At 50.4% G+C, this 24501-nt stretch carries 20 protein-coding genes; 5 read left to right on the plus strand and 15 right to left on the minus strand.

Annotated elements, in window-relative coordinates; all coding sequences use genetic code 11:
- Window positions 1-175 precede the first annotated feature (175 nt).
- Window positions 176-2635 (plus strand): Tle-like phospholipase domain-containing protein, encoded by a 2460-nt coding sequence (locus H3L92_RS02340; protein WP_115336278.1) that lies wholly within the window; start codon window positions 176-178, stop codon window positions 2633-2635.
- A gap of 330 nt (window positions 2636-2965) precedes the next feature.
- On the plus strand, window positions 2966-4564 hold the full coding sequence (gene ushA / locus H3L92_RS02345) for a bifunctional UDP-sugar hydrolase/5'-nucleotidase UshA (protein ID WP_085366340.1): 1599 nt from the start codon (window positions 2966-2968) through the stop codon (window positions 4562-4564).
- A gap of 111 nt (window positions 4565-4675) precedes the next feature.
- On the opposite strand, the gene prpC is transcribed toward ushA, so the two are convergent.
- From prpC to H3L92_RS02375, 6 genes are all read right to left on the minus strand, one after another.
- A complete protein-coding gene (gene prpC / locus H3L92_RS02350; protein WP_115336279.1) occupies window positions 4676-5830 on the minus strand; it encodes a bifunctional 2-methylcitrate synthase/citrate synthase in 1155 nt (384 codons plus the stop codon).
- 85 nt (window positions 5831-5915) lie between these two features.
- Window positions 5916-6791 carry a methylisocitrate lyase gene (prpB, locus tag H3L92_RS02355; RefSeq protein WP_085366338.1) on the minus strand — a complete coding sequence of 292 codons (876 nt, stop codon included), beginning with the start codon at window positions 6789-6791 and terminating at the stop codon, window positions 5916-5918.
- A 390-nt stretch (window positions 6792-7181) separates the two neighbouring features.
- Complete coding sequence (locus H3L92_RS02360) at window positions 7182-7847, minus strand: isochorismatase family protein (protein ID WP_085366352.1); 666 nt, start codon at window positions 7845-7847, stop codon at window positions 7182-7184.
- A gap of 438 nt (window positions 7848-8285) precedes the next feature.
- Window positions 8286-9035 carry a HesA/MoeB/ThiF family protein gene (locus H3L92_RS02365; RefSeq protein WP_085366337.1) on the minus strand — a complete coding sequence of 250 codons (750 nt, stop codon included), beginning with the start codon at window positions 9033-9035 and terminating at the stop codon, window positions 8286-8288.
- A 20-nt stretch (window positions 9036-9055) separates the two neighbouring features.
- The gene (gene moaC / locus H3L92_RS02370) at window positions 9056-9556 is read right to left on the minus strand and encodes a cyclic pyranopterin monophosphate synthase MoaC (protein WP_085366336.1); all 501 of its coding nucleotides are present in this window, start codon (window positions 9554-9556) and stop codon (window positions 9056-9058) included.
- Between the two features lie 154 nt (window positions 9557-9710).
- Window positions 9711-10682 carry an IS30 family transposase gene (locus H3L92_RS02375; protein WP_085366335.1) on the minus strand — a complete coding sequence of 324 codons (972 nt, stop codon included), beginning with the start codon at window positions 10680-10682 and terminating at the stop codon, window positions 9711-9713.
- Window positions 10683-10916: 234 nt separating this feature from the next.
- Here H3L92_RS02375 and ppc point away from each other — a divergent pair, with 234 nt between their 5' ends.
- Window positions 10917-13622 (plus strand): phosphoenolpyruvate carboxylase, encoded by a 2706-nt coding sequence (ppc, locus tag H3L92_RS02380; protein WP_085366334.1) that lies wholly within the window; start codon window positions 10917-10919, stop codon window positions 13620-13622.
- 321 nt (window positions 13623-13943) lie between these two features.
- Here ppc and H3L92_RS02385 read toward each other — a convergent pair whose 3' ends face one another.
- Window positions 13944-14543, minus strand: a complete 600-nt coding sequence (locus H3L92_RS02385; RefSeq protein ID WP_085366333.1) for a plasmid pRiA4b ORF-3 family protein — start codon at window positions 14541-14543, stop codon at window positions 13944-13946.
- A 268-nt stretch (window positions 14544-14811) separates the two neighbouring features.
- Here H3L92_RS02385 and H3L92_RS02390 point away from each other — a divergent pair, with 268 nt between their 5' ends.
- Complete coding sequence (locus tag H3L92_RS02390) at window positions 14812-15204, plus strand: MFS transporter (protein WP_143824356.1); 393 nt, start codon at window positions 14812-14814, stop codon at window positions 15202-15204.
- A gap of 311 nt (window positions 15205-15515) precedes the next feature.
- On the opposite strand, the gene H3L92_RS02395 is transcribed toward H3L92_RS02390, so the two are convergent.
- The 3 genes from H3L92_RS02395 to H3L92_RS02405 form a co-directional block, all read right to left on the minus strand.
- Window positions 15516-15752, minus strand: coding sequence for an MGMT family protein (locus H3L92_RS02395; protein WP_115336280.1), 237 nt, complete (start codon window positions 15750-15752; stop codon window positions 15516-15518).
- A 150-nt stretch (window positions 15753-15902) separates the two neighbouring features.
- Window positions 15903-16544, minus strand: coding sequence for a hypothetical protein (locus H3L92_RS02400; protein ID WP_143824355.1), 642 nt, complete (start codon window positions 16542-16544; stop codon window positions 15903-15905).
- Window positions 16544-16975, minus strand: a complete 432-nt coding sequence (locus H3L92_RS02405; protein WP_143824354.1) for a hypothetical protein — start codon at window positions 16973-16975, stop codon at window positions 16544-16546. Before H3L92_RS02405 ends, H3L92_RS02400 begins: the two co-directional genes overlap by 1 nt.
- Window positions 16976-17057: 82 nt before the next feature.
- Between H3L92_RS02405 and H3L92_RS02410 the strand changes: the two genes are divergently transcribed.
- Window positions 17058-17911, plus strand: a protein-coding gene (locus H3L92_RS02410) for an IS630 family transposase (RefSeq protein WP_115336207.1) whose coding sequence is annotated in 2 segments (ribosomal slippage) — window positions 17058-17373 and window positions 17373-17911 — 855 coding nt in all. Because the reading frame shifts where the segments join, the coding sequence is not laid out codon by codon here.
- Here the strand turns inward: H3L92_RS02410 and H3L92_RS02415 are convergent.
- The 5 genes from H3L92_RS02415 to H3L92_RS02435 all read right to left on the minus strand — a co-directional run bounded on the left by H3L92_RS02415 (window position 17912) and on the right by H3L92_RS02435 (window position 24462).
- Entirely contained in the window at window positions 17912-19012 is a 1101-nt protein-coding gene (locus tag H3L92_RS02415) for a hypothetical protein (protein WP_085367051.1), read from the minus strand.
- A gap of 81 nt (window positions 19013-19093) precedes the next feature.
- A complete protein-coding gene (gene vapB / locus H3L92_RS02420) occupies window positions 19094-19288 on the minus strand; it encodes a type II toxin-antitoxin system VapB family antitoxin (RefSeq protein ID WP_085367052.1) in 195 nt (64 codons plus the stop codon).
- A 271-nt stretch (window positions 19289-19559) separates the two neighbouring features.
- Window positions 19560-22445 carry a DUF3418 domain-containing protein gene (locus H3L92_RS02425; protein WP_085367053.1) on the minus strand — a complete coding sequence of 962 codons (2886 nt, stop codon included), beginning with the start codon at window positions 22443-22445 and terminating at the stop codon, window positions 19560-19562.
- Window positions 22446-22523: 78 nt separating this feature from the next.
- A complete protein-coding gene (locus H3L92_RS02430; RefSeq protein ID WP_085367054.1) occupies window positions 22524-23051 on the minus strand; it encodes an REP-associated tyrosine transposase in 528 nt (175 codons plus the stop codon).
- 229 nt (window positions 23052-23280) lie between these two features.
- Window positions 23281-24462, minus strand: a complete 1182-nt coding sequence (locus H3L92_RS02435) for a PIN domain-containing protein (RefSeq protein WP_245945459.1) — start codon at window positions 24460-24462, stop codon at window positions 23281-23283.
- Window positions 24463-24501: the final 39 nt, after the last annotated feature.

Here is a 24501-nt window from a genome sequence, read left to right on the forward strand (position 1 = left end):
AAATCTGCGGTTTTGTCGTAGGTAATTTCGTGTAGAAAGCTGATTAACTGATATAGGCCAAATCCACTCTGTATGATTATGTAAACAATAAGACCTTAGGTTACTACAACTTAATTTACATTTTTACAAAAAATGATAAACTAATAAAAATTTTAACCAAACAAGGAGAATCCCAATGAATGAAACTGTTTTAGTACCAACCAACCTGTCCAACCCAACAACAATAGACCTACAACTTGAACAGCTGCCCCCCGAAAAAAATAAAATACCCGAATTAACCACTGTTGAAGTTGCCCCTGTCAACACACCTACGCCCGAAACCACTACGCTTCCTTTGGAACAGCCCTACACGGTACCCCATAAAGCAATTGATTCGGAAGCCATCAGCGAAACCCATGAACCCGCAATCCAAGCCACCGAAGTAGAAGCAGCATCTATCGGCAAAAGCTCAAGCCTGAAGTGGATTGCCGGCTCTTTAGCTGCCATCGGTGTGCCTGTGATTTTCGCAGCAGCAGGCGGCAGCAGCGGAAGTGATTCTAAAAACAGCAGCTCCGAAAAAGATAAAACAAACAACGATACCAAAAACCAACCTGCAGCCACTCCCAATACCACCATTATTCCATCAACCGATACCACCCCTGTTACAACAGATAAAAATACCGACCAATCTGTTGAAAAAACACCTGCCAATTCAAAACCCGTCGAAGAAACCGCCCCGACACAAGAACCGCTGCCCCAAATTTTAACCACCCGAATCCACTATAAAGACGGCAGCATCGTTACACATACAGGCAGCGCAGATAACCCTTTTCAGACGGCCACATTACGCTATTCGGAAGAGCGCGAAATTCAAACCAAACAACAAGCAATAATCCCACCTTCCGCCTATTCTGCTTATACCAAAGATTATGCCGAAGACAGCGACGGCGACGGTTTGATAGATGCGGTTGACAATTACCCGAACGAATGGAAAGTTTCCGACCGTGATTTGCGGATGTTTTCAACCTTGGCTTATGCAACCGAAGGCAAAGCGGCACTACAAAAGGCATTTGACGATTCATCAAACAGCCGTATTGAAATCAATTCGATTAAAGCCGATTTAAAAGGCCAAGTAGATATCAGTGAATATCAAAAACATTGGGATGTGCTGGACGTTACCAGCAAAGGGGAATGGATAGGCAGCGGTTTGGATTACACCATTTTCGGCAACGGTAAAAAAGCCGATGGAACATATACCAACGTTGTAGTGGCATTTCGCGGCACAAAAGGTTTGCAAGACGGCATTGCCGATCTAAAACTTGCTTTAGGCAGCACGCCTACGCAAGCCAAAGAAATGGCTGAAATTATTACAGCGCTACAAAAATACAAACCCGATCATATTTACTCAACAGGCCATTCTTTAGGCGGTTATCTGGCACAATATTTTGCAACTTATACCGTGCAGAATTCCGAGTTTAAAGACGAGTTTGTCCGCAGTGTATTGTTTAATCCTGCTGCCCTGAACACAGACGGCGGCTCGGGAAGCGACTTAAAAATTGCCAAAGAGCGAACCGAGCAGTTTACACAAACCCGGATTACCGATGACCGTTTTGCCAACGAATCGGGAATCACCTATAAAACCAATTCCTATGTCATTCATAATGAATGGGTAGCTTACGGTTTTAAAGAATCGGATAAAAAAGACGGGGTACTTGGTAGTTTGATAGGGTGGCTTCGCGATAAAGCAGCTGGCTTAGTATTTGATGGATTAGGTATTTATCCAAACTCCATTATCTTAAACAAAACAGCATTAGATGGTAGTAGCTGGGATAGACACGCCTTGGCCAATTTCTACGAAACCAACACCGAAATCCAAAAATACTTCTCCCAAGGCACCCGTACCGACAAAGGCCAATACAACCCTTATCTGAAAGACACCGACAGCGACGGTTTTTCAGACGGCATCGAAGCGAAAGTAGGCAGCAGCATATATAGCAGCTGGCAAACCCCTTACGCAACAGGCACTTCCGTTACCCATGCCGACGAACGCCCCATTACGGCCATTGTTCAAACTGAAGACGCATCAGGCAACGTTATCAGCGTCAAAGGCGTGGAAATGCAGGCCAAGCAGCTGGGCAATCAGGTGGTGTACACACCGACGGGCAAGGAAACCGATTTGGGCAGCGGCTTTGACTGGTCTGCCTTTGAAAACCCGTCTCCTGCCAAGGGCACGGCAGCCCTGCAAGGCACGACAGGCAACGATGTACTCAAAGGCGGCAGCGGCAGCGATTATCTGCTGGGCGGCTTGGGTAGCGACACCATTATCGGCGGCGCGGGGCGCGATACCGTTGTCTTCACGGCGTGGGATATCCGCGAAGGTAAAGCCGACCGCTTGGTTGATTTCAACCCTGCCGAAGATGTGTTGGATTTGAGCGGTATGCGTTCCCTGCTCTCAGGCGGCGACAGCCAATTGAAATGGTCCGACCTGCTGGTAAACGACACCGCGCTGTTTGCCTCCGACCGTGCCTACCTGCATTTCAACCCCTCCGAGCAAACCCTTGCCTACCGCGCGGCAGGCGCCGACAGCAGCACGGTATTCGCCCGCTTCGATAATGAGCAGGCCGTCAGCCTCAGCAGTGCCAACCTGATTGGCTGACGCTTGTTCAAATATATGTTGTCCAAACCAAAAAGGCCGTCTGAAACATTTCAGACGGCCTTTTTATCTTTTAATTACAGTAATTTAAATATAGATATTTGTTGTTTCCATGGTGGATCGAATTACTTCGATACAAGGCAGCAGCCACAGACAGTACAAGTACGGAACCGATTCTGCTGCAACTTCAGCTGCTTACAAAATCATTCTCTTTGAACTAAGGCGCAGCAACGCCGTAGCGAAAGTTAAGTTAATCCACTATATAATCCGATTACCGTGATATAAACCGGATACCGAAAGCTTTCTTTCGATAACGAACAAAAGAGGCCCACCATGAAAAAAGCCCTGCTCGCCGCCCTGATCCTGCCCGCCCTCGCCCAAGCCTACCAGCCCGGCAAAACCTACCGCCTCACCGTGCTGCACACCAACGACCTGCACGGCCGTTTTTGGCCGAACGAGCACGGCGAATACGGTTTGGCGGCGCATCAAACCCTGGTGAAACAGATTAAAAACGAAGTGGCGCGCAACGGCGGCTCGGTGGTGCTGCTTAACGCAGGCGACGTTAACACGGGCGTGCCCGAGTCGGACGTTCACAATGCGCGGCCCGACATCGAAGCCATGAATGCCATCGGCTACGAAGCGATGACGCTGGGCAACCACGAGTTCGACAACCCGCTGCAAATGCTCGCCATGCAGGAAAAATGGGCGCGCTTTCCGTTTTTGTCGGCCAATATCCGCCAGAAAAACAGCGGCAGGCATTTGGTTAAGCCTTATACCGTTTTGCGCAAACAGGGGCTGGATATCGCCGTGGTGGGCCTCACCACCGAAGAAACCGCCACGTCGGCCAACACTGCCTACACCCGCAACCTGATTATCGGCCCGGCCGCCGATTCCGCCCGCAAAGCGCTGCAAACCCTGAAGCAACGCAAGAAAAAGCCCGATATAACCATCGCCCTCACCCACTTGGGCTACCACAGCGATGCCGCCCTTGCCCGCACGCTGCCGACCAAATCGTTCGACATTATTGTCGGCGGCCACAGCCACCACACCGTGTGCATGGATAACGCAGGCCGTCTGAAAAACAACCACCGCCCCGGCGATGCCTGCCGCCCCGATTTTCAAAACGGCACTTGGATTATGCAGGCGGGCGAATGGGGCAAATATCTCGGCCGCGCCGATTTCACCTTTAGAAACGGCAAACTCGCCCTGCAATCCTACCGGCTGATTCCCGTTAACCTTAAATACGAAACCGAAACCGCCGACGGCCAAACCGTGCGCACCCTGTATCAAAGCGCAATCCGCCCCGACAAACAACTGGCCGCCAAGCTGAAAACCTATCAAGAACAAGCCGACGGCAAACTCAATGTTGCCGTCGGCTCGGTGAACGCCAAACTCGAAGGCGACCGCGCGGTGGTGCGCCGCCAACCCACCAATCTTGGCCGCCTGATTGCACATGCCCAGCGCCTGCGCACCGGTGCGGATCTGGCGGTGATGAACAGCGGCGGCATACGCGATTCGATTCGGGCCGGGCGGGTAACCTACAAAGATATTCTGCGCGCGCAGCCTTTCGGCAATTTAATCGCTTATGTGGATTTGAGCGGTGAAGAGCTGGCCCGCTATCTGCACACCGTTGCGCTGATCCGCCCCGAAGACGGCGGCTTTCCGCAGTTTGACGGCGTAACCTTGCAGGCAGACTACGATAAGCAGCGGGTAAGCAATATTCTGGTTAACGGCAAGCCTTTGGAAAACGGCAAAACTTACCGCCTGAGCGTGTCGGATTATCTGGCCAACGGCGGCGACGGCTATCCGGTGCTGTCGGACAAGCCTTCTTATGTGAACACGGGCTTTGTCGATGCCGACGTGTTGAAGCAGTATTTCGAGCAGCATTCCCCGATTGATGCGGCCCGGTTCGCACCAAACGCGCGGCCGTGAGATAAGATAGACTTGATGAAAATTGCAAGGGCAGCCGGCTACATTTCGCCAACCGCCCTTAATCTTTGAAATTTTTAGCTGTTGTGTTCCGTTATCTGCGGCAGGGCAGGGTTAACGCTCTTCCATCGGCACAAACGGCAGGTCGTCGGGGCCGGTGTAGTTGGCGCTGGGGCGGATGATTTTGCCGTCTTGGCGTTGTTCCAAAACGTGCGCGCTCCAGCCTGTGGTGCGTGAAATCACGAACAGCGGGGTAAACATGGCGGTCGGCACGCCGAGTTTTTGGTAGGAAACGGCAGAGAACCAGTCGAGATTGGGGAACATTTTTTTCTCGTTCCACATCAGGGTTTCCAAGCGCTCGGCAATGTCAAAGAGGCGCATATCGCCGGTTTCGGCGCTCAGTTCGCGCGCCACTTCTTTAATCACCACGTTGCGCGGGTCGGATACGGTGTAAACGGGGTGGCCGAAGCCGATAACGATTTCTTTGCGGCCGATGCGTTCGCGGATGTCGGCCTCGGCTTCGTCGGCGCTGCGGTAGCGTTTTTGGATATCGTAAGCCACTTCGTTGGCACCGCCGTGTTTGGGGCCTTTGAGCGCGCCGATGGCACCGGTGATGCACGAGTAAATATCGGAGCCTGTGCCGGCAATCACGCGCGAGGTGAAGGTGGAGGCGTTGAATTCGTGCTCGGCATAGAGAATCAGCGAAACATGCATGGCTTTAATATGCGATTTGCTGGGGCGTTTGCCGTGCAACAGGTGCAGGAAGTGGCCGCCGATGCTGTCTTCTTTGCTTTCTACTTTGATGCGCTTGCCGTTGTGTGAAAACTGATACCAATAAAGCAGCATGCTGCCCAGGCAGGCGATTAATTTGTCGGCGATGTCGCGGGCTTCGCTGGCGGGTTGGCTTTCGCGCTCGGGGTGTACGCAGCCGAGCATGGATACGCCGGTGCGTAAAACGTCCATCGGATGGGTGTGTGCGGGCAGGCTTTCGAGCACTTGGATCACGCGGATGGGCAGGCCGCGCAGGGATTGCAGTTTTTTCTTATAGGCGGCCAGCTCGAATTTGTTGGGCAGATGGTCGTGAATCAAAAGGTGGGCGACTTCTTCGAATTCGCAGTGTTCGGCCAGATCGAGAATGTCGTAACCGCGGTAGCTTAGGTCGTTGCCGCTGCGGCCTACGGTGCACAGTGCGGTGTTGCCTGCGGGCACGCCTGAGAGGGCTACGGATTTTTTAGGTTTGAAAGTCGGGGTTTCGGTAGTCATTCGGATTCTCCTTTGTTGTGGGTTTGGCGTTGTTTTTCAGACGGCCTGCAATAAGGCGGGCCGTCTGAAAGGTTTTGGCAAACGGTTGTTGTTATTTGCTGAACAGGGCGTCCAATTTCTGCTCGAAATCGTGGTAGTTCAGGTGTTCGTAGAGTTCGGCGCGGGTTTGCATGGTGTCGACCACGTTGGCCTGCGTGCCGTCGCGCATAATCGCTTCGTAAACGTTCAGGGCGGCTTTGCTGGCGGCGCGGAAAGTCGAGAGCGGGTAGAGCACGAGTTTCACGCCGTTTTCGGCCAGCTCCTGCTGCGTATAGAGCGGGGTGGCGCCGAATTCGGTGATGTTGGCGAGCACCGGCACTTTCACGGCCTCGGCGAATTTTTTATACATGCCCAACTCGGTCATGGCTTCGGGGAAAATCATGTCGGCGCCGGCTTCCACGCAGGCTTGGGCGCGTTCGATGGCGGCATCCAAACCTTCCACCGCCAGTGCGTCGGTGCGTGCCATAATCACGAAGTTTTCGTCGACACGGGCATCTACGGCTGCTTTGATGCGGTCAACCATTTCGCTTTGCGGAACAATGGCTTTGTTGGGGCGGTGGCCGCAGCGTTTCTGCGCCACTTGGTCTTCGATATGCACGGCGGCAACGCCGGCGCGCTCGAAGTTGCGGATGGTGCGGGCGATGTTGAAAGCGCCGCCCCAGCCTACGTCGATGTCCACCAGCAGGGGGGTGTCGACGTTGTCGGTGATGCGGCGCGCGTCGATCAACACGTCTTCCATGGTGGTGATGCCCAAGTCGGGAATGCCGCAAGAGCAGGCCGCAACACCGCCGCCCGACAAGTAGATGGCTTTGAAGCCGCTGTGGGTGGCAAGGCGGGCAAAATAGGCATTGATGCAGCCGACAACGGCTAAAGGGTTTTCGGTTTGAACGGCTTGGCGAAAGCGCAGGCCGGCAGAGTGCTTACTCATTTGTAATGCTCCTTGTGTAATCTTTTTTTCTTGTGTAGGCGAATGTAGTAATTTTTAAAATTACTGTAAAACTCAAAATTCTGATGGAATCCATTAAAAATTTTGATGGCTTGGCAACAGAGCTTTGCTGCATAAGGCGCAAGGGGATTTTACGCTTTTTCAGGCCGTCTGAAACCATTGATAATATATGCTTGAATTGATTATTTTTAAATGAAATTTATTTGGAAAATCAGGAAATTTTAAATTGATATGATTGAAACGAAACAGGCGGGTATAAAAAGAGGCCGTCTGAAAAGACGGCCTGAAAAGTGCTCTTACAGATGGGAGTGTCTGCTAAGAGATTCCGATAAATTTAAGCTGGAGAAACTTTCAAACGGGCAAGGATGCTGCTTAAGAAGCCTTGCTCATCAGTAAAGGTGCGCCGGCAGCGATGGCTGCGGGGATTTCGTCGGTGTCGGTTACCACGGTGATACCGGCCTGGCGCAAAGCGAAAACGGCTTTGAGCGTGGCCTCGGGCGTGTAACCGCGGCAGGCGGCAAGGTTGACAATGATGTGCCAGTTGTCGTTATACCAAGCCAAGTGTTGCGCGGTTTCCAAAACGGCGTGTTCGGTTGCCAGGCCGCCGAGAATAATGGTTTGGGCGTTTTGGGCATAGAGCCATTCGATCAGGCCGGTGCTGCGGCTTTCTTTGCTGTCGTGAAAACAGGCGCTGGCGGCTTTGTCGCCTTCGGTTTCGACGGCGTGGTCGTAATCGGCGGGGCAGGGCAGTCCTTTGAGCAGGTGGGTTCCGCGGCAGCTTGCGGCATGGGGGAAATGGTTTTCCAAGCTGAAGGTGAAGAGGTTGCGCGCAGCGTGTTCTTGACCGCCGCACAGGCTGGCGCACAGGGTTTCTTTGGCGGTTGAGGTGTTTTCTACCAAAACGCGTTTTTGGGCGAAACGTGCCTGGCGGTTTAATTCGGGCACGATGTTTTCAGGCTGGTGGACACATTGCTGGTCGTTTGCTGCAAAGCAGGAAAAACGGCATTGCGGTTGGATGTCGATAGCGATGGTAGTCATGATGTTTGCCCCTTGAAAAGTTTGCTGCTGCGCTCTGATAAACGGAAAAAATTTTGGATAATCGGTTTGTTTTCCGATGAACGGCATATTATCAAGACAAACGCATTTGTGCCAGTAATTATTTTCAAATAGTGAAATTATTTTTTTTGGTTAATATTTATGGGCTGCTTTTTCAGACGGCCTGATAATCGGTGTTTATTTAAAACAAATAATTTAATTATTTGATTTATTTTAATAAAATTGTTTTTGGTGTGATAAAGCCAAACAATAGATGGGCAGAGATGGAGTTGCTTTTATGCGACAAGAAAATAATTTTATCGGCATAAAAGAATATTTTGGTGTTTGTTTTCTTTGTGAAACAATCAGATAACTTGATTTTTGCTGTCAGAATAATTTTACCGTCGGCATATTTTTCAGATAAACGGTGAATTTCAGCGGTTAGTGCGGACGGCCGCAAACGGTGCATTGCGGATTACGGGCGAATTCGATCTGCTGCCATTCGTTGTTTAGTGCATCATAAATATTCAGCACGCCGCAGCGGCTGCTGCCCGCGCCCGTTAATATTTTCAGCGTTTCTACAGCTTGGCTGGTGCCGATGATGCCGACCAGCGGGGCGAATACGCCGAATACGGCACAGGCGCCGTCGTCTGCCTGATCACCGTCGAACAGGCAGGCATAGCAGGGCGAATCGGGCAGATCGGGGCGGTAAACGGCAAGCTGGCCTTCGAAACGTGCGGCGGCGCCGGATACCAGCGGCGTGCGGGTGGCGACGGATGCGCGGTTGATTGCCCGGCGGGTAGGAAAATTATCGCAGCAGTCGATGGCGATATCGCATTGCTGCATCAGATCGTGCAGGCGGGGTTCGTTTAGACGTTCGTTTAAAGCGGTGATGTGCGTGCGGCTGTTGATGGCGTTCAGACGGCCTTTCATGGCTTCGGCTTTGCTGCTGCCGAGATCGGCTTCCGAAAAAGCGGTTTGGCGTTGCAGGTTGGTTTCGTCAACCGTGTCGCTGTCGGCGATAATCAGGCGGCCGACACCGGCGGCGGCCAGATAAGGCAAAACGGCCGCACCCAGCCCGCCGCAGCCCACCACCAATGCCGAGGCATCGAGCAGCTTCTGCTGGCCTTCGATGCCGATTTCTTCGAGCAGTATGTGGCGGCTGTAACGCAAGAGGTCGCGGTCGTCCATCTATATATAATAAGTTGGGGTTAGTAGTTGAGGTTTTCGAGGCTGGTGTCGAATGTGAATGTGCCGCTTTTGCCGCCGGTTTTCTCTTCAAGGTGGATTTGCGAAATCACCATGCTTTTATCCACGGCTTTGAGCATATCGTAGATGGTGAGCAGCGCGATGTTAACGCCGGTTAAGGCTTCCATTTCCACGCCGGTTTTGCCTTCGGTGCTGGCGGTAACCACGGCTTTTACGCGGGCAAGCTGCACATCAACGTTGAAATCCACACGCACATGGGTAAGGGCGACGGGGTGGCACAACGGAATCAGAAAGCCGGTTTGCTTGGCGGCCTGAATGCCGGCCACGCGGGCGATGCCGAGCACGTCGCCCTTATTGGCGGAGCCGTCCACAATATATTTGATGGCATCGGGGCCCATGTTGATATAGCCGCTGGCGCGCGCCACGCGTTTGGTGGGGGCTTTTTCGCCGATATCGACCATATGGGCTTCGTTGTTTTCGTTGAAATGGGTTAAGTCGATCATAGTCGTTTCCTGAATGTGTTTTAAATTAAGTTGTTAAGGCTGCCGGAACACAACGGCATAGCGGTTTATTTTAATGGATTTTCGCAGTGTGGGCTATGGTTACCCGCTGAATTATTTTCAGACGGCCTTTTGCATCTTTATTGTTCTTGAATTGTCAAACCAAGCGCAACGTTTTTCGAAACAGCACCTCATAAGCACATTTCCACCCCAAACATTTTCTGGGGCGAAGGTTGATTTTGTCGGTAACCGCTTGAATCTGCGCTGCGCTGTATTGGCCCAAGTCCTGACGCTTGGGAAAATACTGACGCAGCAAACCGTTGGTGTTTTCATTGCTGCCCCGCTGCCACGGCTGGCCAGGCTCCGGAAAATAAAACGGTACCTGCAATTCGTCACTCAGCTGTGCATGCGAGGCAAACTCCTTACCCCTGTCCGGCGTAATCGAGCGCAATGGCATATCACGCAGTACGTCGAGCATTCCTGCTTTGAGCGCTTGTGCATTTTTCTTGGGCAGCCAAACCGTCATCAAATACCGGCTTTTGCGTTCCACCAGGGTTAACAAGACCGCTCCTCCTTGTTTGCCGGCTACGGTATCCGCTTCCCAATGGCCAAAGCGCGAACGGTTGTGTGCCGAAACCGGGCGTTTTGCCAATGGATGGCTGATGGCGATTTTGCCCCGTTTCTCCACCTCTGCAGACTTGCGCCGCCGTTTGCCTTTGTGGCGCAGATGCCATCGGGCTTGTTGCCCGTCCCGATCCAGGCGACCTTGTCGGATGGCGCGGTAAATGGTGGCATAGCTCACACTGAGGGCACTGTTTTCCTGTTTCATGCGCGCCTCAATCTGCTCGGGTGACCATTGCCGGTCCAGCAGCATTTCCTGTACGCAGGCCAAGCGAAGTGTACAGGCGAACTTGGGTTTGGGACGGCAACGGGTTCGCCGTTGCCGATAGTGTTCTTCTGCCTCGCAGGCACTGTATGGCCGGGCAGCTGCATTGCGCCGCAACTCGCGTGAAATGGTGGATTTGTTGCGGTTAAGCACCCGTGCCATGTGGCTGATGCTGACGCCTTGGTTGAGCATCAGCATGATACTTTCGCGCTCCAATGGTGTAAGATGCCGGTAGGTGTTCATAAAGCCTCCTTGTATGCTTTTTGTGTGGTAACAAAATCATACTGCTTTATGGGCACCTCTTCGCATTTGTTGCACTTAGATTGTCAATTCAAGTTTGAAAAGCGATTGTCAACAAACCCTAACCCGCCACCCACTTATATCAAATTACATTTGACTACATTGCTAACAATGATGGTTTCTTGTTATACCTTGCTATACAATGGCTTGCATCGATAACGTTAAGAAAGAAACCTTATGCGCCTCCACATTCTCAATAATCCCAAAGACGCTCCATTGGCCGCCGATGCCGAGTTTCTCACCCAAGCGTTGTTCAGGCTGCTGCACAGCGAAACCACCGAAATCGTGCTCAACACCGTGAAAAAGCTGGCCGATTGCGAAGACAGCAGCGCAGTTATCGAAGAAGTGCTGCCGCAGCTCAACGAGCGGCAAACCCAAAACCTGATTCTGGCCTGCGGCCTGTTTGCGCAAATGCTCAATATCGCCGAAGACGTGCACCACGAACGCCGCCGTTTGGCGCACGAGCAGGCCGGCAGCGCCGCCGCCGCCGGCAGCGTGGCCGACACCGTAAACAAACTGCGCGAACACCAAATCGACGCGCAAACCGTGCAGCACCAACTCGACAACACCTATATCGCCGCCGTGCTCACCGCCCACCCCACCGAAGTGCAGCGGCAGGCCACATTGAATTTCCACCGCCGCATCCGCGCCCTGCTGCCCAAGCGCGAACACTGCAACAGCGCCGAAGCGCTGGAAGAGCTGCAAAGCGAGGTGGACGCCACCTTGCTGGCCTTGTGGCAAACCAGCGAAACCCGCCATTTCAAAATCACCGTCAACAACGAAATCAACAATGGCGTGTCGATTTTTCCGCTCAGCTTTTTCCAAGCCCTGCCCAAACTTTACCGCAGCATGGAAAAAACCTTTCAGACGGCCTATCCCGGCATCAAAGTGCCCGATATTCTGCAAATCGGTGGCTGGATAGGCGGCGACCGCGACGGCAACCCCTTTGTTTCCGCCGACACCCTGCGCCACGCCTTCACCCGCCACGCCGACACCGTGTTCCATTACTACCGCCGCCAACTGAGCGAACTTTACGACGACCTGCCGCTTTCGGTGCGCCGAGTCAGCGTGAGCGAAGGCGTGCTGGCATTGGCCGCACAATCGCCCGACACCGAAATCGCCCACGAAGAAGAACCCTACCGCCGCGCCATCGCCTACATCATGGCGCGGCTGATTGCGCGCGGCCACCAGCTCGGCCTCACCCTCGGTTGCCATTTCGGCCTGCTCGAACCTTATGCCGATGCCGATGAATTTATGGCCGACCTGAAAACCATGCAGCAATCGCTGCGCAACAACCGCAGCGGCCTCTTGGCCGAAGCCCGCCTGGCCGACTTAATCCGCACTGTATCCGTGTTCGGCTTCTATATGATGCCGCTCGACTTGCGCCAACACGCCGACAAACACAGCGAAGTGGTGGCCGAACTGTTTGCCCACGCCGGTTTGGAAAACTACAACGTCCTCACCGAAAAAGAAAAGCAAACCGTGCTGCTGCGCGAACTGCAAAACCGGCGCCCGCTCTACAGCCCCTATGTGGTTTACAGCCAACACACCCAGCACGAACTGGCGATTTTTCACGAAGCCCGCCGCGTGAAAAACGAATTGGGCGAAAAAGCCATCAACCAAAGCATCATTTCCAACTGCGAACAGCCCAGCGACCTTTTAGCCTTGGCCCTGCTGCTGAAAGAAAGCGGCCTCTTGGTGTTGCAGGAAAACGGCAAACCCCAAAGCCGCATCAACATCGTGCCGCTGTTTGAAACCATCGAAGCACTCGAAAACGCCTGCAACGTGATGGATACTATGTTTGCCCTGCCTTGGTACCGCGACTTGCTCGAAAGCCGCGGCAATATCCAAGAAATCATGCTCGGCTATTCCGACAGCAACAAAGACGGCGGCTATGTGAGCAGCTCGTGGGGGCTTTATCAGGCCGAATTGGGGCTGGTGGAACTGTTTGGCCGCTACAACGTGCGTATGCGCCTCTTCCACGGCCGCGGCGGCAGCGTAGGGCGCGGCGGCGGCCCCTCTTACCAAGCCATTCTCGCCCAACCCGAACACAGCGTGGCCGGCCAGATACGCATCACCGAGCAAGGCGAAGTGATTACCGCCAAATATGCCGACGCAGGCAACGCCCGCCGCAACCTTGAAACCCTGGTGGCCGCCACACTCGAAGCCAGCCTGCTGCCGCAGAGCCAAACCCCCGACGGCAAACTGATGCAGGCCCTTTCCGACAGTGCCTTCAAAGACTACCGTGCCCTGATTACCGCCGACGGCTTTATCGACTATTTCCTGCAAACCAGCCCCATTCAGGAAATCGCCACCCTCAACCTCGGCAGCCGCCCCGCCAGCCGCAAAACACTCGCACGGATTCAAGATTTGCGCGCGATTCCGTGGGTGTTTTCATGGACGCAAAACCGCCTCATGCTGCCCGCATGGTACGGCTTCGGCAGCGCCGTGGAAGAATTGTGCAGCCAAGACACAGGCCGTCTGAAAGCCTTGCAGGAACACGCCCAAAACAACCCCTTCTTCCAAGCCATGCTTTCCAATATGGAACAAGTGATGGCCAAAGCCGATTTAACCCTGGCCGAAAACTATGCCGCCCTGAGCGAATCACCCGAGCGCGCCGCCGAAATCTTCGCCCTGATTAAAAACGAATACCTCAAAAGCCGCCAAGCCCTGCTCGATATATTGCAAACCGACGAGCTGCTCAGCGACAACCGCAGCCTCGCCCGCTCGCTCGCCCTGCGCATCCCCTACCTGAACGCCCTCGGCGGCCTACAGGTAGCCCTGCTCAAACGCCTGCGCAAAGACCCGGGCAACGCCCACCTGCTGCAAATGGTGCACCTCACCATCAACGGCGTGGCACAAGGCTTGCGCAATACCGGTTAAGGTCGGCTGGGTGAAAAAAGGCCGAGACCTTTGCAAAATTTTTTTAGGCACCTTAAAACACTTGCGTCATGCTCGGGCTTGACCCGAGCATCTTTTGGTTTAAGCAGAAAAAGAGATACCCGGTCAAGCCCGAGTATAACGAAACATAAAATATAAATAAATTCAGAAGTAAAACGCCTTTTTGCAAAAATATTTGCCTGTCTGAAAAGTTTTCAGGCAGGCACTTTTTGAAGCATTGAATAAACAGAGCGGCAGTTAACCAACAAACCGAAATAGCCCAATAGCAACCGTAGGTCGGGCATTTATGCCCGACTTTTTTAGCTACACGCGGGGAAATTTGATTTTCTTCGGATCAAAAGCCGCAGCATCGTATTTTAAAATCCGCTTGCCGAAAGATTCCTGCAAATCGGCCACGGCCTGTTGGTAATCCGGGTGGTGCTGGTTGGCAATCACATCCACAATCTCTTGGTAGCCCCAAATGCCGCCCACATCCTCCAGCGCATGGTTCATCGCCCCGTCGGTGCAAGCAGGCAGGCGCAGGCGCGGCGGCTTGATCATCAATGCTTCGCACAGAATCACATGCTCCCAATCATCGCCCATATCATAGGTATAGATCATGCGTTCGCCCACCGGCAAAACATCACGCAACTTAGGTGCCGTTTCCATAGCCCGGCGCTCGCAATCTTCGGGGTCGTCAAAATCAAAGTCTTCAAAATCCGGATAAACCCGCCCGGCAGCACCGCCGTTTTCCATACCGAATTGATACAAATGGCAAGCCTCCCAACCGAAAGCGGCTTGCAAAATCCAGTGCAAATCATAAAGCGTTGCCTCGGCAGGCACCAACAACCGCCGCCATATCTCAGGCTCGGAACCCGCCAGATGCACGCGAAGCTGGAAACATAAAACCGGTTTGGCCATCATAATCACCTGTACACATATTGAAATAAAACAGTAGGGTAAACCGGTTCGGGCGGGCTGTAAACCGCTATGCCGATATAAACCTGCCCAAACGCCCGCGCAAACACGCGGCAACGCCCACCCGCAGCAAATGGCACACCCCACCCTCAACGGCGTGACACAAGGCTTGCGCAATACCGGCTAAGGTTGGCTGAGTGAAAAAAGGCCGTCTGAAAAACTGCTCGGCAGAATCTCAGACAGGCTTTGTCGGATTTGCAGGCTGATTCGTATTGTGAGCGGTAGAGTGTATGGCGTAAGCCACGCACGCGGTGGGTGGAAACTCAAACAACGCGTGCGCGCCGAGGGCGCACACCCTACACATGCGGGCTACGCTGGCTTCGGTTTAGGTTCCTTGGTTGCTCCACTCTTGCTCGGCGTGGTTACCCAGTTTGCGCCCAACTATGGCTTTTACGGTTTCTATGCCCTGATGGCCGCGGGCCTGGCTGCCTTCGCCTACACCCAAAGCATCGTGCCGGAAGAAGAGCGTAGCGTGTTTGTGAATATGCCCGGCAACACCGCCGCCATGTCTGCCGATTTGGATCCGCGCTATCCGAATGAGCAGAGTGGGGCAGACGCGGCGCGAAACAGCAGCAATGAAGATGAAGCAGCCCGTAAAACCGATTAACTGATTTAACAAAGCAAGCAAAGGCCGTCTGAAAAAGTTTTCAGACGGCCTTTGGGTATAAAACCCCATCGAACGCGTGCATACTTTAGGTATGTACCCTATCTATGGGTTTGGAGATTCGTGCAGGCTACGACTTGTTACGCACCATAAAAGCAAAACTGAAAACAAATTTCAGACGGCCTGCTGACTTCATTCCTCCAATATCCGTTTTCCCGACTTGCCTAATAATCCCAAAGATACCGTTTCAGGCAGACATGATTTTCGTCTTTCAACTCCACCCCTTCCACACGCAGCAACCCGGCCTGTTCCGCTCAACCCGGCACCAGCCTGCCCGACGCGTTCACCACCCGATGGCAGGGATAACGCCCGTAGAATGCCGCATTCGCCAACACGCTCCCCACCAGACGCGCGTTTTTCTCCCGCCCGATCAAACGCGCAACCTGCCCGTAAGTCGCCACCCGCCCCGCAGGGATTTCTTCGACTACCGATAGGATTTCGAATGCAAGGCAGTCGTTTTTGGGGCGGGGACGAGATTTGGGGTTGGGCATTTCAGACGGCCTTTGGGGATATATAATGGGTTAGTAGGTATGTTCCAACGCAATTTTGGCTGACGTATGGTAACGTGCAATATGGTTTTGTCATGATATGTCGTACAATACCGTGCAGGGTGGTTTCTACTTCGGAGAGTTCAGGTATGGTTACTGTCCATCTGTCGGAAAATGTTGAAGTTGTACAATATAATGATGAACTTTATAAGGTAAACCTGATGTATTATGAGTATGTTGTGTTATCAAACTCAATCCAGCTCTATCTTCATGGGGTTCTAAAAAAACTAAATTTTCTATATCATCAATTTCTGTTTCAAGTTTTGCCTTCCACTCTTTTAACACAATAGTGGCTTTTTTCTTTGCTGATTTATTAATAATGTAAATAAAAAGTCCACCTTCTTTGCAAGTTGGGCTACCACTCGTATATCTATCAACTAATTGTTGGAAACCTTTTAATGAATATGCAGAGCCATCGCTTAATTTTGCTTCACCTAACCATAAATACCGATTTGATTTAATATGAATATCAACATGCCCACCTGCATGATTATCATGTGTAACGTAAAATGTATGTTGAAATCGTGCTTGAAAATGTGTAACAAGATTGAAAGAGATTAAATCTTCTCCACAGTTGCATAGCATATCTTTATGCTGTTCAGCCCAAATTATCCAATTAATAATTTCATTATTAATTAATTGATAAAAAACAGTTATATCTGTTTTTGCATCTAGGCATTGTGCTTCAAATGAATTTCCTCTATTTATATCACCAAGAGTTAATGTATTTTCCATTAAATAACATTCTCACTTTTTAATTCTTTTGCTAACTCACTTAAAGTAAATGTAATAAATAACTTATGCGGGTCAAATTTAGCTTGTATCTTTCCATTATCTAAATAAATATAACCAGCCTCCCTTATCTCTGCTAACTCATTTTCATCAAGTTCAATAGGCTCTTTAGTATATTCATCAATATAACGATAAATAGGTTCCAATAAATGCCATTTATTCCCACATAAATAATAAAATATGTCTATCAAAACATCTTTTTCAGTATCTTTAGTTACTTCTGATATGCGTTTAGGTGTTATATTTTTTAATAATTCAATTTTTGTACTTTGCAGATAATTAACAAGCAAAACCAGCCGATTCCTTTGCTTTTGGCTTAAAGAATCGGCGTACTGAATTTCTTGACAAATAGATGCAAAAGTAGGTGTTTTCATTTTTTAAATTACAATGAAAAACTAAATATAGTGAATTAAAATAAGAATTCCGAACTTTACTCCCCCTTACCAGCAGAAAAAAATGGCCTACCCGATAGAACTCCGACAAAAAGCAATCGAATATTACCGGCAATGCCAAAATGCAAGCCAAGTCTGCCGTGTATACGGTATCAGCGACAAAACGCTGAGCAGTTGGCTGCGACTCTATGAACAAACAGGTTCACTGGCGCATCAAGTCAAAGGTGGTAATGCCACAAAAATAGACAGGCAACAGCTTTCAGACTATCTCGAACAGCATCCTGATGCCTACCTGCACGAAATCGCAGAACATTTAGGGTGCAGCCCCCCAAATGTCAGCTACCTGCTCAAAGTCATGGGCATCACACGAAAAAAAAGACCACCACATACAAAGAACAAAAACCCGAACAAGTAGCCGCTTATCAACAAGCATTGAGCCAATATACTGACTATCAAGCAGTTTTTCTTGATGAAACAGGGTTCGACACCTTTTTTTACCGCCCTTACGCTTACTCGAAAAAAGGCGTACCCGTCAAAGCACAAATCAGCGGCAGAAAATACCAACGTATTTCATTGGTTGCGGCACAAATCCAAGGTAAAGGCAGCCTGATTGCCCCCATGACCTATTGCGGCACCATGGACGGCAGCCTGTTCGAAGCATGGTTTGAGCAAATGCTGCTGCCCGAACTGACGGAGAAATCCGTCATCATTATGGACAATGCCCGTTTCCACCGTATGGCGGTTTTGACTGAAATGGCGCAGAAGCAGGGACATAAAGTATTGCCCCTTGCTCCTTATTCACCCGAGCTTAATCCGATTGAAAAGGTATGGGCGAATATTAAAAAGCATTTGCGGAAAGTTTTACCTGCCGTGGGAGATTTTATGACTGCACTGCTACGTAGTTCTTATTTTAATTGACTATATTTTATTAGTTAAACTATCTAAATCTTCTTGACAGGCACAATCATCAATTTCTGCAATGTAACAAGCAGAAATCTTTGTAGTTCCATCTAAGAAACTTTTGTAACTTAGAGAAATAGTTGGTTCAAACAAATCATTTCCTGAAACTGAAGCCCATTTTTTTTCAATAGCATGAAATTCAGTTTTTGATTCAATTGCATCCATACCACTGACATGATATGTTTCTAACCTTAAATCTTCTCTGGCACTACGTCTATCCAATCTTTCATGTTTTACAGACCCCGAGTCAGTGTAGTGGCTAAAACTGGTAACCCTGCCAAGACTTTCGTCATATAATGCACGGATTGCATTGCCAATATTTTTCCTTTTTGCACTAGATAATACAGGATAAATTTTTACAAGATATGCAAAAAATGTTTCTGATAAATAATCCATATCACTTTGACTTGTAATGGCAGTAGTATCACTATACAAAGTAATTAATCTATCTTTTCTATTAATTGTAAAATAACTTATTAATTGTTTAAAATCTTGGCGAATAGCAATTAACTCATCGTATAAACCAACATCAAATCCACGAAAATAATCTTGCACTTCATCAGGAGCCTCTCCTAAAGTAAACTCCCTACGCTTTCGGAAAGATTTACGACCACATACCCAAAATCTATTAATATTTTCATCTCTTGTATCTTTTGAAATACAAAATAAATCAGTACTTTGATTTTCTAAAATATCTCTTGGAATTAGTTTTGGAAAATATTTTGAGTATTCTGTTATCTTATTTTCCTCAATTAATTTACCCAATTTATCTTCCAATTCTTGTAAATTAGTTTCTGTTAAATCTGAAATATCAAAGAAACAAATCGCTTTTTTACCATACTCCAAACTTCTATCATACTCGTCAGACAATACTTTATTAATTTTATTAATAAGATCGTTTTCGCCGCCTAATTCATTAACTTTTTCCTTTAAGCTTAGCCAAGACTGAACTCTAAAAATACCTCTCGAAAATAAAATTCGGCTTAACTTACGAATAGAATAATCACGCTCTTGCAAATAATTAATTAGCGCAAGTGTTTCTTTTTTTAATTCATTCATAATTTACTCTTAATTGTTTAAAGTTACTGTAATTAAATTTTTTCTACTTCTACATCAGTTGTTTTAACAACAGACACATCATCACTCCCGTTCGGGAAAATCGGTTTGCGGGAGCTGGTCGAACCAGTCGTCCCACAGGTTTTCGCTGGGCGTAAGCAGGCGGGATTTGCCGACGACGATGACGGAAACTTTTTTCACATCGTCGGGAAAGGCTACGGCTTTGGGCAGACGCACGGCTTGGCTTTGATTGCTTTTAAAAATAGTGGCTTGGGTCATGGGATATGCTCCTTGTAGATACTTTGGAAAAGTGTAGCATGGTTTTCAGACGGCCTGAAAAACTATTTATTTGACTGTTGCGCTTAAAACATCTTTAAGGCCGTCTGAAAGGGCTTGGTTTCTGCAAGGCATCGTTTTCTTATGGCTGCATCTGTTCGGGCTTTTTCAGACAGGCTTTGCGGGTGGGCTTATCCATATGAGTAGGTCGGGCATTCATGCCCGACAAAAATCAACATACGGGACACGGTGGTGTCGGGCATGAATGCCCGACCTACTTATTCAAACTTTCCCACTCCTTACCCAACCGCTTCACCGACACCGGATACGGCGTTTTCAACTCCTGCGCGAACAGCGACACTCTTAATTCTTCTATCTGCCATCTAAACCCAGCAAGGCCGTCTGAAACGGGTTGGTTTTGCCGCGTGAGACTGTTTGTTTTTTCCTGCCACATCTGTTCCAGCTCTTGGATTTCGGCTTCGCGCGTTTGGTCGCGGGCGGGGTTGCCGCTGTATTTTTCCATGCGCAGGGTCATGGCGCGGATGTAAACGGGCAGGCGCGGCCATTTCGGCCACGGGGTGCGGACGGCGAAACCTGCGCCGAGCAGGGTTTGCACGCGTTCGCGCAGCAGGGGGGCGAGCGGGTGTTTGCCGCTGGCGAGTTTGCCGTTGAGTTCGGCGTAGGCGGTGGCGGTGTCTTGCAGGTAGCGGCTGACGGCTTCTTTGACGGCGGGCAGGCGGCTGCGGGCGCGTTTGATTTGTTCTTTGAACGCTTTTTCGCTGCGGGGCGGTTCGTCGTCGCCGATAAAGGCGCGGTCGCACACGGCGGCGGTAAGGTCGTCGCGCAGGACGTCGGCGGGGATATGTTTGAGCAGCATGGCTGCTTGGGTAAACCCTTGAATGCCTTTGTTGAGGTCTTTCATATGCTCTTTGAGCTGGAGCTGCATCAGGGCGATCACGCCTTGGCGGTGGGCGGCTTGGGCGGCTTCGGCTGTGTCAAACAGGCGCAGGGCGATGTTGCCGTTTTTTTCTTTTTGCAAACCCAAAAAGCCGGTGAGCTGCTGTTTGCCGCGGGCGAATTTGATGGATTCGGGCAGGGTGCCGATGTCCCAGTTGCTTACGTTGTCGCGCTCGAATTCTTGGGTGTTGTCGCGGAAGGTTACGGCGGCGGCTTGGCCTAACTCTTGTTGCAGCCCGGCCAGGTTGCGGCCTATGGCCAGCTCCTGCCCGCCGTCGTCGATGATGCGCAGGTTGAAATAGCAGTGTTCGGGCAGTTTGAAGGCTTGCCAGTCGTCGAGATTGATTTGTTCGAGCAGGCGCATATCGCCGGCGGTTTTGGCGATAAAACGGGCAAGCTGAGGAATAACCGGCTCTTGGCGGTTGGGGCTGCTTTCTAAAAATTTGGTGATGAATTCGGGCACGGGCACGCAGATGCGGCGGATTTGTTTGGGCAGGGCTTTGATCAGCAGTTGCAGTTTTTCGCGCAGCATACCGGGCACCAGCCATTCGAGCGCGGGGGCGGAGAGGCGGTTGAGCACGGTAAGCGGCACGGTGAGAGTTACGCCGTCGAGCGGGTGGTGCGGCTCGAAGCGGTAGGCCAGTTTGAATTTGCCGTCGGGTGTTTTATAAAACTTGGGGAATTGTTCTTCGGTGATGTGCGCGGCGGCGTGCTGCATCAGATCTTCTTTGCTGAGAAACAACAGGCGCGGGTTTTCCTGCTCGGCTTGTTTCAACCAGCTTTGGAAGGTGCGGATATCGGCAAGGGGTTTAGAGGTTTCAGACGGCCTTTGACGAGGCGGATTTGAATTTGCCGTTTCTGTCTTTTCCGCCGCGTTTTGGGATGGTGGGTTGACACCAACCCTACGCGGGTTTTCAGACGGCATAGGCGTAGGTCGGGCATTTATGCCCGACGGGGTTTGTGCGCTTGCGTTGGCGGTGTCGGGCATAAATGCCCGACCTACGGTTTCAGACGGTCTATACATTTCAGGCAGCCGTTGATGGTAAAAATCAAACAGCGCTTCTTCGTCCACCAACACATCCTGCTTGCGCGATTTGTGTTCCAGCTCGGCGATTTCGCGGATCAGCTTTTTGTTGTGGACAAAAAAATCGGCTTTCAAATCGCATTCCTGCGCCACCAGCGCGCCGCGGATAAAGATTTCTCGCGCTTCTTCGGGGGCGACGCGGCCGTAGGCAACGGGGCGGCGCGGCAAAACCGTTAAACCGTAAAGGGTTACCCGCTCGCTGGCCACCACTTCGCCGCGCTTCTGCTCCCAATGCGGCTCGAAATAATGATATTTCACCAAATGCGGCGCTTCCTGCTCGATCCATTCGGGCTGGATGGCGGCCACATCGCGGGCATACAGCCGCGTGGTTTCGGTGAGTTCGGCGGCCATCACCCATTTGGGCTTGGATTTGAACAGGGCGGAAGCGGGGAATAAATGAAAGTGCGAACCGCGCGCGCCGGTGTAATCGTGGCCGTCGGGCGATTTCATGCCCACGTTGGCGATCAGGCCGGTGAGCAGGGCGCGGTGGATTTGTTCGTAGCCCGCTTCTTTGGCGGCGCGGATGTGGGCGCGGTGCTGTTTTTTATCCAGTTGTTTTTGTTTGAGTTTGGCGGATAAATCTTGGTCGCCTGCCTGTTCAGACGGCCTCAACTGCTCTTGCACGGGCGGCCGTCTGAATGCCTGCTCTTTGCTGGTCAAACCCATTTCAATGGCGATTTCGGCCAATTGGCGGTGCAGCTCTCGCCATTCGCGCATCCGCAGGTGCGATAAGAAATATTGGTGGCACCACTGCACCAACTGTTTGTTCGACAAGCCTTTGTCGCGCTCGCGCTGGAAGCTGTCCCAAATATTCAGATAGGCCAGAAAGTCGGACTGCTTGTCGGTAAACCGCTCGTGCGCCTTGGCAGCCGCTTCGCGCGCCTCAAGCGGCCGCTCGCGCGGGTCTTGAATGGAGAGTGCGGAGGCAATCACCAAGATTTCCGCCATACAGTCGTGCTTTTTCGCCGCCAACAAAATGCGGGCGATTTTCGGATCAATGGGCAACCGCGCCATTTGTTCGCCGAGTTTGGTTAGGCGGTAGCGGGGTTTGGTGGGTGTTTTCAGGCTGCCTGAAAGATTTTCAGACGGCATATTCGTATTGCTTTTCATGTTTTGCATAACGGATTGGTAGGTCGGGCATTGATGCCCGACATTTTGGGTTGTTTCTTGGTTTTTCGTCGGGCATCAATGCCCGACCTACTCGTAATCAAAATCTCGGCTGACGCCGCCCCAATCTTCGGGGTAAACACCTTGTTTCACATATTTGTGAAAAGTGGAAAACGGCCAATCTTTTGCCGCCTGCACATAACCGTGTTTCACCGGGTTGAAATGAATGTAATCCATGCAATTGGCAAAATCTTCATCATTTCGTATGCAATGCTCCCAGAAGCGCTGTTGCCAAATGCTGCTTTGGCGTTTTTTGACTTCGTTTGCGGTTTTTGCCAGATTATCGTAATGCTTGCAATGATGGCTGACATAACGCTTGATTTGGTTCCAGCGCGTTGAAAAATCGGCATCGTTTTCAGGCATTTGCCAAATGGTGTGCAGGTGGTCGGGCAAAATAACCAAGGCTTCGGTTTTAAACGGGTATTTTTGCCGCACCGTTTTCAACGCCGTTTTTAAAACCGGCATCACGTCGGGATGAGTCAATATCGGGCGGCGTTGGTAAGTGACCACCGTGAAAAAATAGAGCGAACCTTGTCGGTAAAATCGGCGGTATTGCATTGTGGTTTTCCCGTTATTTATTTTGATTTATAGTGGATTAAAATAAGAATGCCGAAGTAGGGTAAAACGATTCTTTAGCATATCGCCCAATTGCAAGTTTGAATGCAGTTATTTCATTTCGGAGTTTTTATTTGAATTCACTATATATGTGAATCATTTTGTAGGTCGGGCATTTATGCCCGACATTGTTGTTTTGTTGGTTGGTTTTTGTCGGGCATAAATGCCCGACCTACTTGAGATATACGATTTTCGTACCGTCAACACGTAGAGTTTCGGTGTCTTGCAAATGTTGAAATAGTTTTTCGGTTTCTTCGTCGCTGCATCTGGTATGCGCTTTGATTGTGTTACTCAATGCGCTTACTTTACTCGGGCGTTTACCTTTAGCAACAGATAATGCGGCAATGACTTTTTTCCACATGGTTTCATCAGGTTGATAATTTTCAGGCTGCTTTACGGCCGGTTTCGGTTTGGGTCCGGGAAAGGGGCCATATTCAATTTTACCGCTCTCTTGCCGGATTAAATTCTGTTCGCGCAAATGCCGTGCAAATGCTTGAATATCGCCTTGATTAATGCGTAAACAAAATGCATCCGCCCGACTTTGTACGGCTGCCTGAAAATCGGCGTAGTTTTTCGGTTTTATCTGCAAAATATAGCGTTGGATTTTTTGCAGCAAATCGGTATCACCGATATGGTAAGACACAACATCTTGTTCATTAATACTAATCAGGTTTTGTGCTTTGAGTTTGTTGGTAATGGCAACAACAATCTTCATACACTCTTCGTCTATTTTGCCTGTCAGTAAATCACACAAAATATGCTTACGTAGATTTTGCTGCAAATTATGCAGGCGGCTGGGGCGGAAAGCATCAGGTTGGCGTAAAGCGGTTAAGGCCGCCTGAAAATAAGGGGATAAAGATTGATGCGGCTTAGGTGCAGTTTCAGGCTGCTGATTGCCGGCTATCTGCGGCGTTGGCGGTGTGGCAGTGATTTTTTCATACTGCACTTCATCTATATTTGCCAAGCGGACAATGCCTTGTGCGTGTTGGCTTTCTAAAATGTGTTCTACCAAAATGTCGTAGCCGCCGTCGCGCGAGAGTATGCCGATTTGGGCATTGGGGTCGGAAGCGGTAATCTGCCCGAGATAGTAGCTTAAGTAGAAATCCAATGCGTTCTTGCCTGTTTTCTGCAAATGAACGAGATGGGTACGTTCGCCAAAGCGCAATAGCGATTTCACTAAGCTAACCGGCAACATTTTATGTACGACACCTAAAAACAACCAAATATGCGTATCATCAGGCGGTAATTTATCTAAGTTTTGCGGTTGGACGTTTTCAAAATCAATTAGTAAGTGTTTCATAAATTTAAATTTTATTGTGAGCAAATCAGTAGGTCGGGCATTGATGCCCGACATTATTTTGCATTACGTATTGGTTTTCGTCGGGCATAAATG

Origin of the sequence: Neisseria dentiae (genome assembly GCF_014055005.1) — a bacterium.
GTDB classification, from domain to species: domain Bacteria; phylum Pseudomonadota; class Gammaproteobacteria; order Burkholderiales; family Neisseriaceae; genus Neisseria; species Neisseria dentiae.